Below are 15,786 nucleotides of genomic sequence, written 5' to 3'. Positions count from 1 at the left end.
CGTTCGAGCCCGGTGGCGGCAGGGCCGATCGGCCCCGGCCGGTCAGCCGCGCAGGACGACGCCGAAGAAGAGGGCGACGAGCGCCGCGACGCCGGTCAGGGCACCGGTCAGTGCGAGGGTGCGGCGGTTCCCGGCCCGGGCGTGCGCCCAGGCGGCGGCCCCGGACACCAGGACGGCGACCAGCTTGGCGACCAGCGTCGCCCGGTACGCCCCGTCCGCGGCGCCGACGGCCGCGATGTTCCAGATCCCGGTGACCACCAGCACCGCGAACGCCGGCCACGCGAGGGCGGCGAACCGGTGCGCCGCGGCCGGCGCGGCCTCCGGCGAGATGCGGCGCAGCACGGGCACCAGCCCGGCGAGCACGAGCTGACCGCCGACCCAGATCACCGCGGCGGCCAGGTGCAGGAACAGCCGCAGGTCGGCGGTGCCGATGTCGAGCACCGGCGTCACCGCGCCACGAACAGGCCGCCGGCTCCGCGGGCGGCGTCGGCCAGGCGGTGCGACACGAACGGGTAGCGGCCCGGCTCGGGCAGCGCGAACTCGACGAACCCGCCCTGCGCCGGCGCCAGGTCCAGCACCTGCGCGCCGCCCGAGGACCCGTCGTCCGCCCGCAGCACGTAGGCGCCCTCCCGGTACACCGTGTCGAACTGCGCGCCGACGACGTGGAAGGCCGTGCCCGCGCTGGGGCCGGCGGCGACCACCCACGCCCGGATGCGTTCCCCGGCCCGCACGGTCACCGGGGCGTGCTCGTACTGCCCGGCGTAGCCGTTGAAGGCGACGACGTCGTAGTCGGCGTCGGTCATGACCGCCATGCCCGGGAGGTCGCCGTCCGGCCCGAGGTAGATGTCCGACTGCACGAACACGAGCTCGCGGTCGACCGGGGGGAGGCCGGGTGGGTCGATGACCACCGCCCCGTACATCCCCATGCCCACGTGCTGCAGGACGGGCACCGTGCCGCAGTGGTAGAGCCACGCGCCCGCCCGGTCGGCGCGGAACGAGTAGACGAGCTCCTCGCCGGGGTCGATGGACCGCATCGCCCGGTCCGGGGCGACCTGGCTGGCGTGGAAGTCCACCGAGTGCGGCAGCGAGCCGTCGTTGACCAGCCGCACGTGGAAGACGTCGCCGACGCGGCCGCGCAGCACCGGGCCGGGCACCGTGCCGCCGAAGGTCCACATCCGCTGGCGCACCCCCGGCGCGACCTCGACGTCGCCCTCCACCACCGGCAGGTCCACGTCGTGGACGGTGCCGCCCGGAGCCGGCTGCAGCGTCGGGTCGTAGGGCACCCACGCCGGTCCCGGGGCGGCAGCCGCGACGGCGCCGTGCCCGGGAGCGTGGTCGGGCGCCGTGCCCGCCGGGGCGGCCGCACCGTCGTCCACCTCGATGGCGAGCAGCATCCCCGCCTGCCGGTGGCCGGGCACCGTGCACCAGGCGACCAGCGGCCCGGTGACCTCGCCGACGTCGAGGACGGCCGACGCGCCCGGGGCCAGCATGGCGGTGCCCCGGCCGCCCTCGAGCCGCAGGTCGTGCCGCATGGAGCCGACGTTGCGCACGTCGAGGACCAGCCGCTCCCCGGCGGGGACGGAGATGCTGGCCGGGCTGATCCAGCTGTCGCCGAGCTCGACGACCACCGCCCCGCTCACGGGGGCGGCCGCTGCCCGGTCGGTCACCGGGGATCCACCGGTGAGCACCCAGCCGAGGACGGCGACGACGGTCAGGACGGCGGCGGCCGGCAGCGCCCCCGGGAGCGAGGCCGGCGACGGGGGTACGGCCGGTGCGGGCGCCGCCGGGACCCGCCGGGTGGCCACGACGCCGCTGACCAGGAGCGGCAGGAAGGCGGCCAGCCCGGTGAGGGCCAGCGCCCAGCCGAGCGCCCGGGCCGGCGCGGGCAGCGGCAGGGCGAGCAGCGCCACGCCGGCGTTGGTCACGATCGCCCGCGCCATCCCGGCCGCCTGGAGCCGGGCGGCCAGCAGCCGGTGCCCGGAGGGTCCGCGGCCGAGGGTGGCCGGGAGCAGGAAGGTGAGCGCGGCGACGAGCACCTGGGCCACGAAGCCGAGGCCCAGGACCGGCACGAGGAGTGCGAGCACCGCCACCGACGCCGCCGGCCCCTGCAGCGCGGCGCCGGCGTCGACCGCGAGCGCGACGAGCAGCCAGCCGGTCGCGGCGGCCAGGCCGATCGCCGGGGCCGTCCGCGGCGGGCTGGTCCGGGCGATGCGCACCACCGGCGCCAGTGACCACGCCACCGCCCCCGCGTACCCGGCGAGCCCGGCGGCGGCGAGGGCCGGGAGCTCGAGCAGCAGGCCGGTGGTCAGGACGGCCAGTGCCGGCCCGGCCAGGAGCAGCACCCGCCGGGCCACCGCGGGGGCGTCGTCGGCCATCCGCGTGCGCAGCACGGCGGGCCACAGCATGAAGCCGGTGCCCAGGACGGTCAGGCCGATCCAGCCCAGCAGGTTCAGGTGCACGTGCGCCAGGTAGAGCCCGGTGTGCGTCAGCCACGCCCCGGCCCGGCCGGTGCCCATGAGCGTGCCCAGGACGCCGCCGACGACGAGCGCCGCCCCCGCGACGACGTAGTAGTGCACCACCCGGCGCAGCCGGCCCCCGCCGGGCGACCGGCGGAGCATCGCGACGAGGGAGGCGACGTGCCACGCGACCGCCCCGACGACGAGCGTCCCGCCGAGCGCGGTCAGCACCGGCTGCGGCCAGCCGACCCCGAGCAGCACGAGGACCACGCCCGCGTTGAGCAGCAGGAGCCGGGCGCCGGCGGCACGCTCCCCGCCGTCCCGGGCGTGCAGCAGGGCCCCGGCGAAGTGCCGGGAGAAGACGACGACCGCGTTGGTCGCGGCACCGAGCAGCAGCAGGTGGAGGGCGATCCAGCCGTGCGCCGGCGCCACGTGCGCGACCGGGACGGTGACCGCGGCGGCCAGCAGGTAGCCCGCGATCCCGCCGACGACGAGCCGGGACCGGGCACCGCGCGCCGGACCGGAGCGCTCCTCGACGTACGGCAGGCGCGGGCGACCCTCCGCCGCCACCGGCGCGTGGAGCAGGGTCATTCCGACGCGCCCGCCAGGAGCGCGGCCGGCTCCGCACCGGACGCGCGGGCACCGGCGGTCACCCGGCGGCCGCGGAGCAGCGTCAGCTGCACCGTGATGTAGCACGGGTGCTTCCCCGGCACCCAGGCACGGGCTCCCAGGGAGTCCAGCGCCCGCACCCCGGCCGGGTCGACGACCACCCGCGACGGTCCGATGGCGGTGACGTTCCAGCCCACCCGGGCGACCGGGTCGATCTCGTCTGCCTCGAAGGCCACCACCGCGCCCCGGCTGGCGGCGGCGGCCTTGCTGCCGACCCGCGTCGGGATGACGATCCGGTCGCCGGCGAGCACGAAGTGCACCGGCTGGATGGTCGGCAGCGCGCCCTCGGTGAGAGCCAGCCGGCCGATCACGGCGGTCCCCAGCAGCCGGCGGCACTCGTCCTCGTCGAGGACCTCGAGCGTCCGGTCGGGGTCAGCACTGAACACGGTCACTCCTCGGTGCGGGGTCCCGGCTGCGGGAACGCGCCGAGCGGGAAACGGGAGCGGTCCGCCCCTCCGGTTCCCACTGTGGCGCCGGCGGCACGGCGGCACCCGGGGTCCTTGGTCCCGAACCGGGTGGCCGCTGGTCCCCGTCCGCGCGCAGGTCCCGTCGGATCAGGGACGAAGGTCCCGACGGTTCCGGACGTCCTCCCCCGGCCGGTGCGCCCCCCGGGCGCCGAGGCTGTTCACGACACCGGAGGCGCCCGCCCCGACCGCGGGGTGGACGCCTCTCCACGTGCCCGACGAACTCCCAGGAGCACCGCAGTGCCCACCGACAAGACCCCCGCCACCGGCGGCGGCGCGCGCACCGACGCCGTGCCCGGCACCGGCCCCCTGCTGGCCGCCCGCCGCTTCCTCACCCGCGAGACCGTCGGTGACTCCGGCCGCACCCTGCACCAGATCGACACCTCGTCCTGGGAGTCCTTCTACCGCGACCGGTGGAGCTACGACCGCGTCGTCCGCTCCACGCACGGCGTCAACTGCACCGGGTCCTGCTCCTGGAACGTGTTCGTCAAGGACGGGCTGATCACCTGGGAGCACCAGGCCACCGACTACCCGACCACCGGTCCGGACAGCCCGGACTACGAGCCCCGCGGCTGCCCCCGCGGCGCGTCGTTCTCCTGGTACGAGTACTCGCCGTCGCGGGTGCGCCACCCCTACGTGCGCGGCGTGCTCCTGGAGATGTACCGCGAGTCGCTGGCCCGCCTGGGCGACCCGGTGCTGGCCTGGGCCGACGTCGTGGACGACCCGATGAAGGCGCGGGCGTACAAGAGCGCCCGCGGCCGCGGCGGCTTCGTGCGGTCGGAGTGGGACGAGGTGACCACGATGGTCGCCGCCGCCCACGTGCACACGACGAAGACCTACGGCCCCGACCGCGTCGTCGGCTTCTCCCCGATCCCGGCCATGTCGATGGCGTCCTTCGCGGCCGGCACCCGGTACCACGCCCTCATCGGCGGCACGCTGCTGTCCTTCTACGACTGGTACGCCGACCTGCCGATCTCCTCCCCGCAGATCTGGGGCGACCAGACCGACGTGCCCGAGGCCGGCGACTGGTGGAACTCGACCTACCTGGTCATGTGGGGCTCCAACATCCCGGTGACCCGCACCCCCGACGCGCACTTCCTCGCCGAGGCCCGCTACCGGGGCACCAAGGTGGTCGCGGTCAGCCCCGACTACGCCGACAACGTGAAGTTCGCCGACGACTGGCTGGCCCCGCACCCGGGCACCGACGGCGCGCTGGCCATGGCGATGGGCCACGTCGTCCTCACCGAGTTCTTCCGCGACCGGCAGGTCCCCTACTTCACCGACTACGTGCGGAAGTACACCGACCTCCCGTTCCTGGTCACCCTGCGCACGACGGCCGACGGCAGCTACGCCGCCGACCGCTTCCTCACCGCCGCCGACCTGGGCCGGGACGTCGTGAACGCCGAGCACAGGACCGTGCTGGTCGACTCGGAGACCGACGGGCTCGTGGTCCCCAACGGCACGCTGGGCGACCGCTGGAGCGAGGACGGCGCCGGCCGCTGGAACCTCGACCTCCAGGGTGTCGTGCCGGCGCTGGGGCTGCTCGGCCGTACCGACGAGGCGGTCGAGATCGCGCTGGCCCGCTTCGACGAGGGCGAGACCGAGGGCGGCACCACGATCACCCGCGGCGTGCCGGTCCGCCGGATCGGCGAGCACCTCGTCACCACCGTGTTCGACCTGGTGATGGCCCAGTACGGCGTGGCCCGCGACGGCCTGCCCGGCGTGTGGCCGACCGGCTACGACGACGCCTCCTCGCCGAACACCCCCGCCTGGCAGGAGCAGATCACCGGTGTGCCGGCCACCCTGGCCGCGAAGATCGGCCGCGAGTTCGCCCGCAACGCCGAGCGGAGCAAGGGGCGCTCGCTGATCGCCCTGGGCGCCGGCACCAACCAGTGGTTCCACTCGGACATGAGCTACCGCGCGATCATCACGCTGGTCACCCTGACCGGGTGCCAGGGCGTCAACGGCGGCGGCTGGGCGCACTACGTGGGCCAGGAGAAGGCCCGCCCCATCACCGGCCAGCAGCACATGTCCTTCGCCTTCGACTGGCAGCGCCCGATGCGGCACCAGGCGGCCACCCCGTTCTGGTACCTGCACACCGACCAGTGGCGCTACGAGCGGGTGCCGGCCGACGAGCTCGCCTCACCGCTGGGCACCGGCCGGCTGGCGGGGATGTCCTTCGCCGACACCGTCGCCGCCGCGCAGCGGATGGGCTGGAGCCCGGGCCATCCGTCGTTCGACCGCAACCCGCTGGACCTCACCGACGAGGCGGCTGCCGCCGGCGTCCCGGTGCAGGAGCACGTCGTCGCCGAGCTCACCGCCGGCCGGCTGCGGGCCGTCGCCGACGACCCCGACGACCCGGCGAACTTCCCGCGCTGCCTCACCCTGTGGCGGGCCAACCTGCTCGGGTCCTCGGGCAAGGGCAACGAGTACTTCATGCGCCACCTGCTGGGCGTGGACTCGCTGGCCACGGCCGAGGAGTGCGGCCCCGGCGAGCGGCCGCGCGACGTGGTGTGGCGGGACGAGGCGCCGGTCGGCAAGCTCGACCTGCTGACGGCGATCGACTTCCGGATGACCAACACCGGCCTGCACGCCGACGTCGTCCTGCCCGCCGCCACCTGGTACGAGAAGCACGACATCTCGACCACCGACATGCACCCGTTCGTGCACGCGTTCAGCCCCGCGGTGGCTCCGGCCGGCGACGCGCACACCGATTACGACGCCTTCCTGGCACTCGCCGACCGGTTCAGCGAGCTGGCCGGCACGCACCTGGGCACGCGCCGGGACGTCCTCGCCGTCCCGCTGCTCCACGACACCGCCGACGAGCTCGCGACGCCGGGCGGCCGGGTGCGGGACTGGAAGCGCGGTGAGTGCGCGCCGGTGCCGGGCACGACCATGCCGAAGCTGGTCGAGATCGAGCGCGACTACACCCTCATCGGCGCCAAGATGCGCGCCGTCGGTCCGCTGCTGGACACCCTCGGGACGACGACGAAGGGCCTCACCGTCGACGTCACCCCCGAGCTGGAGTACCTGAAGTCGCAGAACGGCGTCATCGCCGACGGCCCGCTGGCCGGCCGCCCGTCGGTGGCCACCGCCGACCGGATGTGCGAGGCGATCCTCGCCCTGTCGGGGACGACGAACGGCCGGGTCGCCGCCGAGGGCTTCACCCGGCTGGAGGAGCGCACCGGCCAGCCGTTCACCGACCTGGTGGAGGGCCACGAACAGCACCGGATCAGCTACACCGACACCCAGCGCGGCCCGCAGCCGGTGCTCACCAGCCCGGAGTGGTCGGGTTCGGAGAAGGGTGGCCGCCGCTACTCGCCGTTCACCCTGAACGTCGAGCGCTCCAAGCCGTGGCACACCCTCACCGGCAGGCAGCACTTCTTCGTCGAGCACGACTGGGTCGCCGAGCTCGGCGAGCAGCTGCCCGAGTTCCGGCCGCCGCTGAACATGGCCCGGCACTTCGGCAAGCCCGGGGAGCTGGTCGACGGCGGGCTCACCGTCCGCTTCCTCACCCCGCACGCGAAGTGGTCGATCCACTCGATGTACCACGACAACGAGCTGATGCTCGCGCTGTCGCGCGGCGGCCCGGTGATCTGGATGAGCGTCGAGGACGCCGCGAAGATCGGCGTCGCCGACAACGACTGGATCGAGGCGCAGAACCGCAACGGCGTCGTCGTCGCCCGCGCGGTGGTCAGCCACCGGATGCCCGAGGGCACCGTCTACCAGTACCACTCCCCCGAGCGCACGGTGAACGTGCCGAAGACGGAGAAGGAAGGCCGCCGCGGCGGCTACCACAACTCGCTCACCCGGCTGCTGGTCAAGCCGACCCACCTCGCCGGTGGGCACGCGCAGCTGACCTACGCCTTCAACTACTACGGCCCGATCGGCAGCCAGCGCGACCAGATCACCGTGATCCGTCGCCGCTCGCAGGAGGTGCAGTACTGATGCGCATGCGCGCGCAGGTCGCCATGGTCATGAACCTCGACAAGTGCATCGGGTGCCACACGTGCTCGGTGACGTGCAAGCAGACGTGGACCAACCGCGAGGGCACGGAGTACGTCTGGTTCAACAACGTCGAGACCAAGCCGGGCATCGGGTACCCGAAGCACTACGAGGACCAGGAGCGCTGGAAGGGGGGCTGGGTGCTCGACGCCAAGGGGCGGCTGACGCTGCGCTCGGGCGGCCGGATCAAGCGGCTCACCGGCATCTTCGCCAACCCCGACCTCCCCTCGATCGACGACTACTACGAGCCGGCGACGTTCGACAAGGACCAGCTGGTCGCCGCCCCGGCCGGGCTCACCGACACCCCGGTGAAGCAGCCGCGGTCGATGCTCACCGGGCAGCCCATGGCGATCGAGTGGGGCGCCAACTGGGAGGACGGCCTCGGCGGGGCGCACGAGCACGCCGCGGGCGACCCCAACATCGCCAACATGGACCCGCAGGCCGCCGAGCGGGTGCGCTTCGAGTTCGAGAAGACCTTCATGTTCCACCTGCCGCGCATCTGCGAGCACTGCCTCAACCCGGCCTGCGTCTCCGCCTGCCCCTCGGGCGCGATGTACAAGCGCGAGGAGGACGGCATCGTCCTGGTCGACCAGGACAAGTGCCGCGGCTGGCGGATGTGCGTGTCGGCCTGCCCGTACAAGAAGGTCTACGTCAACCACGCCACCGGCAAGGCCGAGAAGTGCACCTTCTGCTTCCCGCGCATCGAGGCCGGCCAGCCGACCATCTGCTCGGAGACCTGCGTCGGCCGGCTGCGCTACCTCGGCATCGTGTTCTACGACGAGGACGCCGTGCTGGCCGCGGCGAGCGTCGAGGACGAGCACGACCTGCTCGAGGCGCAGCGGAACGTCTTCCTCGACCCGCACGACCCGGCCGTGCAGGCCCTCGCCCGCGAGGCCGGCATGCCCGAGGAGTGGCTGGAGGCGGCGAAGCTCTCGCCGGTGTGGCGGCTGATCAGCGAGTACCGCATCGCGCTGCCGCTGCACCCGGAGTACCGGACGCTGCCGATGGTCTGGTACGTCCCGCCGCTGTCGCCGGTGCTCGACGCGGTCGGCGCCGCCGGCCGCGACGACACCGACGCCGACGACGTCTTCCACACCATCCGCGACCTGCGGATCCCGGTCGAGTACCTCGCCGAGCTCTTCACGGCGGGTGATGCCGAGGCCGCCGCGGGCGTGCTGATGAAGCTCGCCGCGATGCGCGCCTACATGCGCACCCGCACGCTCGACGGGACGGTGGCCCAGGAGCTGCTCGACGGCATCGGGATGACCGCCGAGCAGGTGGAGGCGATGTACCGGCTGCTCGCCGTCGCCAAGTACGACGAGCGCTACGTCATCCCCACCGCCTACTCCAAGGACGCCGCGGCGCTGGAGGCCCAGGCCGCGGCGGCCACGGAGACCGGCTGCAGCCTGGACTGCGAGGGCGGCCCCGGCATGGGCGGTGACCCGGTGGGCGCCACCGTCGAGCGGTTCTCCCTGGTGAAGGACGGCGACACGGTGCGACCGGGGCGTCCGGGGCTGTTCGCCCGGCGCAGCGACGGCCGGCGCGGGCTCAACCTCTCGGTGCGGCCGTCCGGGACCCCCTCGTGACCGCCGCCGTCACCCGGCCGGAGACCGACGTCCCGGCGCCGGAGCGGGCCCGGCTGTTCGAGCTGGCCGCGCTGCTGCTCACCTACCCCGACCCGGAGCTGCTCGCGGCTCGCGGCGAGCTGGCCGACGCGGCGGCCGCGCTGGAGACCCCCGAGGTCGCCGACGCGGTGCACCACTTCCTCACCTGGTTCGACGAGACGCCGGGCACCGCGATCGCCCAGCACTACGTGCAGACCTTCGACCTGCGCCGGAAGTCGGGGCTCTACCTGACCTACTACCTGCACGGGGACACCCGGAAGCGCGGCATCGCCCTGCTGACCCTCAAGCAGCGCTACCGGGCCAAGGGGCTGACGCTGCGGGAGGGCGAGCTGCCCGACCTGCTGCCCGTCGTCCTCGAGTTCGCCGCCGCGGTGGGGCCCGGGGACGGCGAGGCGCCGCTGCGCCAGCACCGGCGGGGCATCGAGCTGCTGCGGGCGGCCCTGGAGGCCGCCGGCAGCCCGTACCGGCACCTGCTCGACGCGGTGTGCCGGGCGCTGCCCCCGATCACCGACGACGACCGGGCGGCGATCGCCGCCCTGGCCGTCGACGGCCCGCCGGTCGAGTCCGTCGGACTGGCCGGCCCCGGCGACCTGACCCCCGCCGGCCTGTCCCCCGCCGACCCGGACACCGACGACGACCTCGCCGGCATCGGGCTGGCCCCCTACGGGGCCGCGCCCACGGCCCACTCCCCCTGCTCCCACCCGGAGGCCCACCGATGACCGTCGACGTCCTGCTCTGGGTGGTCGTCCCCTACCTCTGCCTGGCCGTCTTCGTCGCCGGCCACGTGTGGCGGTGGCGGCACGACCAGTTCGGCTGGACCACGCACACCAGCCAGCTGCTGGAGAGCCGCATCCTGCGGTGGGGCTCGCCGCTGTTCCACCTCGGCGCCTTCGGGGTCATCGCCGGGCACGCCATCGGGCTGCTGATCCCGGCCGAGGTCACCCACGCACTCGGCATCCCCGAGCACCTGTACCACGCCGTCGCGGTCTGGGGCGGGGCGCTCACCGGCACGGTGCTGGTCGTGGGGCTGGGGCTGCTGATCGCGCGCCGGCTCGTCAACGGGCGCGTCCGGCGGGTGACGACCCGCATGGACAAGGCGCTCTACGTCGCGCTCGCCGCGATGGTGGTGCTCGGCATGACCGCGACCATCGGCGAGAACCTGCTCGGCGGCGGCTACGACTACCGGGAGACCATCGCGGTCTGGTTCCGCGGCATCTTCTGGGGCAGCCCCGACGCCTCGCTGATGGCCGGCGCGCCGCTGGTCTACCAGCTCCACGCCCTCGGCGGCTTCCTGTTCCTCGCGATGTGGCCCTTCACCCGCCTGGTGCACGTCTGGTCCGCCCCGATGGCCTACCTCTGGCGGCCCTACGTCGTCTACCGGGGCCGCGGCCGGGCGGTGCCCGCCGCACCCCCGCGGCCGGAGGAGGTCCGGGACGCCGCGCTGGCGGGCACCGGCCCGGCGGTGCACTGACGTCCGGCGCGACGACGGCTGCCTCCCGCTCTCACTAGGGTCGGGAGTCAGCCGTCGTCGCCGGAGACCAGGAGAACCCGTGACCTACCTGCCGCGCATCTACCAGGACTTCACCGAGCGCTTCCCCGACGTGGCGGAGGCCCAGGGCCGGCTGGCCCGTGCGGTGCGGGAGCAGAGCCCGTTCGACGAGAAGACCGAGCGGCTCCTGACGTTCGCCCTCGCGGTCGGCGCCGAGGCCGACGGCGCGGTGCGTTCCAACGTCCGCAAGGCGATGGCCCACGGCGCGACCCCCGAGGAGCTGCGGGCCGTGGCGCTGCACGCGATCACCACCTGCGGCTTCCCCACCGCGGTGGCCGCCCTGCGCTGGATCGACGAGGTGCTGAGCGCAGAGGGCGGCGACGACGACGGGCCGGACCCCGGGCAGCCCTGACCCCCCCGTTCCCGCCTGCCCGCTACGTTGGAGCCGATGACCACGGCACAGCCCGACGACGGCGGGGCGGGCGCCCCCGCTACGTCGTCGGCTCCCCTCTCCGGGATGCGGCTCACCGAGCTGCTCGACGAGGTGCAGGACCGGCTGGCCACGGTCGCGCGCAGCCACGCCCGCGTGCAGCACCTGCTGGACGCCTTCCTGAGCGTCTCGACGGGGCTCGACCTGGACCAGACGCTGCGCCGGATCATCGAGTCCGCCGCCGAGCTGGTCGATGCCCGCTACGGGGCGCTCGGCGTGCTGGCGCCCGGAGGGCAGGGGCTGGCCGCCTTCATCCACACGGGGATCAGCGAGGAGGCCGCCGCCCGCATGGGGTCGCTGCCGCGCGGGCAGGGCGTGCTCGGCCAGCTGATCACCGAGCCGCACCCGCTGCGGGTCACCGACCTGGGGCAGCACCCCTCCTCGGTCGGCTTCCCGCCCCACCACCCGCGGATGCAGAGCTTCCTCGGCGTCCCCGTCGTCGTGCGCGGTGAGGTGTTCGGCAACCTGTACATGGCCGAGAAGCGGCACGGGGAGTTCACCGCCGAGGACGAGTCGGTGCTCACCGCCCTGGCCGGCGCGGCCGGGATCGCCATCGACAACGCGCGACTGTTCGAGGAGGGCGAGACCCGCCGACGCTGGCTGGGCGCGGTCTCCGACATCCGGGCCGCCCTGCTCAGCGGCTCCGCTACCGAGGAGGTGCTCGAGCTCGTCACCGCCCGGGTCGCGGCGCTGACCCGCGCGCACGCCTGGCTGCTGACCCTCTCCGCGGACGGGCCCCTGGTCGCGGCCGCCTCGGGGCCCGGGCTGGCCGGCGTCGTGGACACCGCGGCTGCCGTCCCCGCGGACGTCCTGCCCCTGCTCGAGGGCTGCCGGGAGCCGGGCACCGTCGACCTCGCCGCGCAGGGTGCACCGGACGGGCCGATGGGGACGGGCCGGACGGTGCCGGCGTCCCCCGGGGGCGCCGAGCCCACGGAGTGGGGACCGTGCCTGGTGGTGCCGCTGCGGCTGCCGCAGGTGGGCGACGCCGTCCTCGTGGCCGCGCGCCGGGTGGACGCCGCGCCGTTCGAGTCCGGGACCGTCCCGCTGGCGGCGGCGTTCGCCGACCAGACCGCGGTGGCGCTGGACGTCGCCGCCCGCCGGGAGGTCGCCCGGAAGCTCGACGTCTACGAGGATCGCGACCGCATCGCCCGGGACCTGCACGACCAGGTGATCCAGCGGGTCTTCGCCAGCGGGCTGGCCCTGCAGTCGGTGCTGCCGCGGGTGCCCGACGAGGAGACCCGCCGCCGGATCCACGGCGTGGTGCGCCAGCTCGACGAGACCGTGCGCGACATCCGGACGACGATCTTCGACCTGCAGACGACCCCGGCCGCGGACCAGCCCGCGGGCATGCGCCGGCGGCTGCTGGACGTCGTCGACGAGACCGCCGGCGACCTGCGGACGGCGGTCCGGACGGCCGGTGCGGTGGACAGCCTGGTGACCGGGGACCTCGCCGCCGACGTCACCGCGGCGGCCCGCGAGGCGGTGAGCAACGCCGCGCGGCACTCGGGTGGCGAGCACGTGACCGTGACCCTGGACGTCACCGACGAGGTGGTCCTCGAGGTGCTCGACGACGGGCGCGGCATCGACCCGCGGGTCGCCCGCAGCGGGCTGCGCAACCTCGCCGAGCGGGCCGAGCGCCGCAGCGGCGGCTGCACCGTGGAGCGGCTGCCCGAGGGCGGCACCCGGCTGCGCTGGTGGGCTCCCCTGCACTGATCGCCCGGGCTCAGCCCCGGCCGGCTCCGGACCCGCCGCCGCGCAGCTCGGTGGCGAGGACGGCCGCCTGCGTGCGCCGCTGCAGCCCCAGCTTGGCGAGCAGGTGGGACACGTAGTTCTTCACCGTCTTCTCGGCCAGGAACATGCGCTCGCCGATCTGCCGGTTGGTCAGCCCCTCCCCGATGAGCTCCAGGACCGTGCGCTCCTGCTCGCTCAGCTTGGCCAGCGGGCCCTCCGGCTCGGCCGGCCGGCGCATGCGCTCGAGCACGGCCGTGGTGGCGGTGGGATCGAGCAGCGAGCCCCCGGCCGCGACGGTGCGCACCCCGCTGACCAGGTCCTGGCCGAGGATCTGCTTGAGCAGGTAGCCCGACGCCCCGGCCATGATGGCCTCGAAGAGGGCCTCGTCGTCGCTGTAGCTGGTCAGCATGATGACCTTGAGCTCCGGCATGGCCGAGCGCAGCTCCCGGCACACCGACACGCCGTCGCCGTCGGGCAGCCGGACGTCGAGGATGGCGACGTCCGGGCGCAGCGCCGGCACCCGGGCCAGCGCCTCGGCGGCGTTCTTGGCCTCCCCGACGACGGTGATCCCCGGGTCGCTCTCCAGGACGTCGGCGACCCCGCGCCGGACCACCTCGTGGTCGTCCAGCAGGAAGACCCTGATGCGGTCCTGCGCCTCGGCGTCCATGCGTCCCCTCCCCGTGCCGGCCCGGCCGCCGCAGCGCGGCCGGCCCCTACGCCCGAGAGCCTAGGGTGCCGGGCCCGCCGGCCGGTGGGCGTGCATGTAGCGGTAGTAGTCGGCCAGGCGCAACCGGCCGGCCGCCGCCTCGTCGACGAGGACCGTGGCCCGCGGGTGCAGTTGCAGCACCGAGGCCGGGCACATGCTGGTCAGGGGGCCCTCCACCGCTGCGGCCACGGCGACGGCCTTGGCCTCGCCCTGGGCCACCAGGAGCAGGCGTCGCGCCTCCAGGATGGTCGCCAGCCCCTGCGTCAGGCAGTGCACGGGCACCTCGTCCGGCGTCCCGAAGAACCGGGCGTTGTCCGCGCGCGTGCGGGGCGCCAGCGTGGTGACCCGGGTCCGGGACGCGAACGACGACGTCGGCTCGTTGAACCCGATGTGGCCGTTCGCCCCGATGCCGAGGACCTGCACGTCGATGCCGCCGGCCGCGCCGATCGCCTGTTCGTAGGCCTCCGCGGCGGCGTGCAGGTCCGGTGCCTGTCCGTCCGGGACGTGCACGCGCCCGGGAGCCAGCCCCAGCGGCTCGGTCACCGTCCGGCGGATGACCGACGCGTAGCTCTCCGGGTGCTCCGGCGGGATGCCGACGTACTCGTCCAGCGCGAACCCGCTGACGCCCGACAGGTCCAGCTCCCCCTCGGCCACCCGCCGGGCGAGCTCCGCGTAGAGCCCCAGCGGCGACGAGCCGGTCGCCAGTCCGATGACGGCGCCCGGGCGCCGTCGCACGACGTCGGCGACCCGCTGAGCTGCGACCCGGGCGACCTCGTCGGGGCCGGGGAGGATGACGATCTCCACGGGGCAGGGTCCCACGCACTGGCCCTCCCGGGTGAGCCGCCGGGCGGCCGGCTGCAGCCGGCCGCCCGGGAGCCGATGGAGCAGGAGTGCGACGACGACTGCTCGCCCTGACGCTCGGCCCACTGCTGGGCACCCTGCTCGGCGCCACGGCCTGCGGCACCGACGGCGGTGGGACCGACCCCGCGGCCGACGCCGGGTGCCCGGCCGCGCAGGTCACCCGTCCCGGCGCCGGCGACGGGGTCTACCTGGGGGTGAACCTCGACTGGGGTGCCGCGACGCTGGCCGAGTACGGCACCGCCCTCGGCTCGCGCCCCGCCGTCGCCGTCTCGTTCACCGGCTTCCCCTTCTCCGCCGCCGACGAGCGCAACCTCGACGCCGCCGTCGAGCAGGTGCGGGACGGGGGCGGCCTGCTGCTGCTCACGCTCGAGCCGCACGACGGCCTGGCCGCGGTCACCGACGACGTGACCGCGGACCTGGCCGAGCGGCTGGCCGGCTACAACGGCCGCGGGGTGCCCGTCGTGGTCCGGTTCGCCCACGAGATGAACGGCTCCTGGTACGCCTGGGGCCAGCAGCCGGCGGCCTACGTCGACGCGTTCCGGCGGCTCGCCGCCGCCGTCCACGCCGGGGCCCCGGGGTCGGCGGTCATGTGGGCGCCCAACTACGGCGGCGGCTACCCGTTCACCGGGGGCGCCCACGCGGCCGCGCCCGACGACGTCGCGGCGCTGGACACCGACGGCGACGGCGCGCTGTCGGCGGCCGACGACCCCTACGCCCCGTACTGGCCGGGCGAGGACGCCGTGGACTGGGTCGGGATGTCGCTCTACCACTGGGGCGACGCCCACCCGTGGGGCGAGAACGAGGTGCCCGAGCCGGGCAAGTTCCTCGCCCAGCTGACCGGCAGCTACGTCGGCCGGGGCGGCGACGACCGGGGTCTACCGGACTTCCACGCCGACTACGGCGAGCGGTACGGGAAGCCGGTCGCCGTGCCCGAGACGGCGGCCTTCTTCGCCCCGGGCAGCGGCGGCGCCGACGAGCTGGCCGTGAAGCAGGCCTGGTGGCAGCAGCTGTTCGATCCGCACCTGGCCGAGCAGCTGCCCCGGCTGGCGATGGTGAACTGGTTCGAGTGGGCCAAGGACGAGCCGGAGGTCGGTGGCCGGGTGGACTGGCGGGCGACCGGCTCGCCGCGGATCCGCGACGCCTTCCGCGCCGACCTCCCGGACCGGGCCCTGGACGCCGGCGACGTCCCCCGCTGCGGCGGCTGACCCGGCGGCCGGCAGCACCGCCCGCCGGGCGCGCAGCATCCCGCAGACGACGAGCGCGGCGCACAGCCCGACGCCGGCCGAGAGC

Annotated in this window: 12 protein-coding genes; 7 read left to right on the top strand and 5 right to left on the bottom strand. The window is 75.0% G+C overall.

What is annotated here, in order from left to right:
* Positions 1-42 precede the first annotated feature (42 nt).
* The 3 genes from ACI79S_RS13940 to ACI79S_RS13930 are packed head-to-tail and all read right to left on the bottom strand — an operon-like array spanning position 43 to position 3,511.
* Entirely contained in the window at positions 43-450 is a 408-nt protein-coding gene (locus ACI79S_RS13940; protein WP_456594037.1) for a hypothetical protein, read from the bottom strand.
* A complete protein-coding gene (locus ACI79S_RS13935; protein ID WP_456594036.1) occupies positions 447-3,047 on the bottom strand; it encodes a multicopper oxidase domain-containing protein in 2,601 nt (866 codons plus the stop codon). Before ACI79S_RS13935 ends, ACI79S_RS13940 begins: the two co-directional genes overlap by 4 nt.
* Positions 3,044-3,511 (bottom strand): pyridoxamine 5'-phosphate oxidase family protein, encoded by a 468-nt coding sequence (locus ACI79S_RS13930; protein ID WP_456594035.1) that lies wholly within the window; start codon positions 3,509-3,511, stop codon positions 3,044-3,046. The genes ACI79S_RS13935 and ACI79S_RS13930 overlap by 4 nt, the downstream gene beginning before the upstream one ends.
* A gap of 318 nt (positions 3,512-3,829) precedes the next feature.
* Between ACI79S_RS13930 and ACI79S_RS13925 the strand changes: the two genes are divergently transcribed.
* The 6 genes from ACI79S_RS13925 to ACI79S_RS13900 all read left to right on the top strand — a co-directional run bounded on the left by ACI79S_RS13925 (position 3,830) and on the right by ACI79S_RS13900 (position 12,911).
* Entirely contained in the window at positions 3,830-7,537 is a 3,708-nt protein-coding gene (locus ACI79S_RS13925) for a nitrate reductase subunit alpha (protein ID WP_456594034.1), read from the top strand.
* A complete protein-coding gene (narH, locus tag ACI79S_RS13920; RefSeq protein WP_456594033.1) occupies positions 7,537-9,180 on the top strand; it encodes a nitrate reductase subunit beta in 1,644 nt (547 codons plus the stop codon). Before ACI79S_RS13925 ends, narH begins: the two co-directional genes overlap by 1 nt.
* Positions 9,177-9,938 (top strand): nitrate reductase molybdenum cofactor assembly chaperone, encoded by a 762-nt coding sequence (narJ, locus tag ACI79S_RS13915; protein ID WP_456594032.1) that lies wholly within the window; start codon positions 9,177-9,179, stop codon positions 9,936-9,938. Before narH ends, narJ begins: the two co-directional genes overlap by 4 nt.
* On the top strand, positions 9,935-10,690 hold the full coding sequence (gene narI, locus ACI79S_RS13910; protein ID WP_456594031.1) for a respiratory nitrate reductase subunit gamma: 756 nt from the start codon (positions 9,935-9,937) through the stop codon (positions 10,688-10,690). The genes narJ and narI overlap by 4 nt, the downstream gene beginning before the upstream one ends.
* 79 nt (positions 10,691-10,769) lie before the next feature.
* Positions 10,770-11,120 (top strand): carboxymuconolactone decarboxylase family protein, encoded by a 351-nt coding sequence (locus ACI79S_RS13905; protein WP_456594030.1) that lies wholly within the window; start codon positions 10,770-10,772, stop codon positions 11,118-11,120.
* Positions 11,121-11,156: 36 nt separating this feature from the next.
* A complete protein-coding gene (locus ACI79S_RS13900; protein WP_456594029.1) occupies positions 11,157-12,911 on the top strand; it encodes a GAF domain-containing protein in 1,755 nt (584 codons plus the stop codon).
* Between the two features lie 10 nt (positions 12,912-12,921).
* Here the strand turns inward: ACI79S_RS13900 and ACI79S_RS13895 are convergent, their stop codons facing one another.
* Positions 12,922-13,596 (bottom strand): response regulator, encoded by a 675-nt coding sequence (locus tag ACI79S_RS13895; protein WP_456594028.1) that lies wholly within the window; start codon positions 13,594-13,596, stop codon positions 12,922-12,924.
* 60 nt (positions 13,597-13,656) lie between these two features.
* Positions 13,657-14,439: a glucosamine-6-phosphate deaminase gene (nagB, locus tag ACI79S_RS13890; protein WP_456594027.1), complete on the bottom strand. Its 783-nt coding sequence runs from the start codon at positions 14,437-14,439 to the stop codon at positions 13,657-13,659.
* 86 nt (positions 14,440-14,525) lie between these two features.
* On the opposite strand from nagB, the gene ACI79S_RS13885 reads away from it, so the two are divergent.
* Entirely contained in the window at positions 14,526-15,701 is a 1,176-nt protein-coding gene (locus ACI79S_RS13885; protein ID WP_456594026.1) for a glycoside hydrolase family 26 protein, read from the top strand.
* Positions 15,702-15,786 lie beyond the last annotated feature (85 nt).

This window comes from Blastococcus sp. SYSU DS1024, assembly GCF_054050795.1.
Note: the sequence above shows the minus strand (reverse complement) of the source record. Positions and strands in the feature narration are given on the sequence as shown.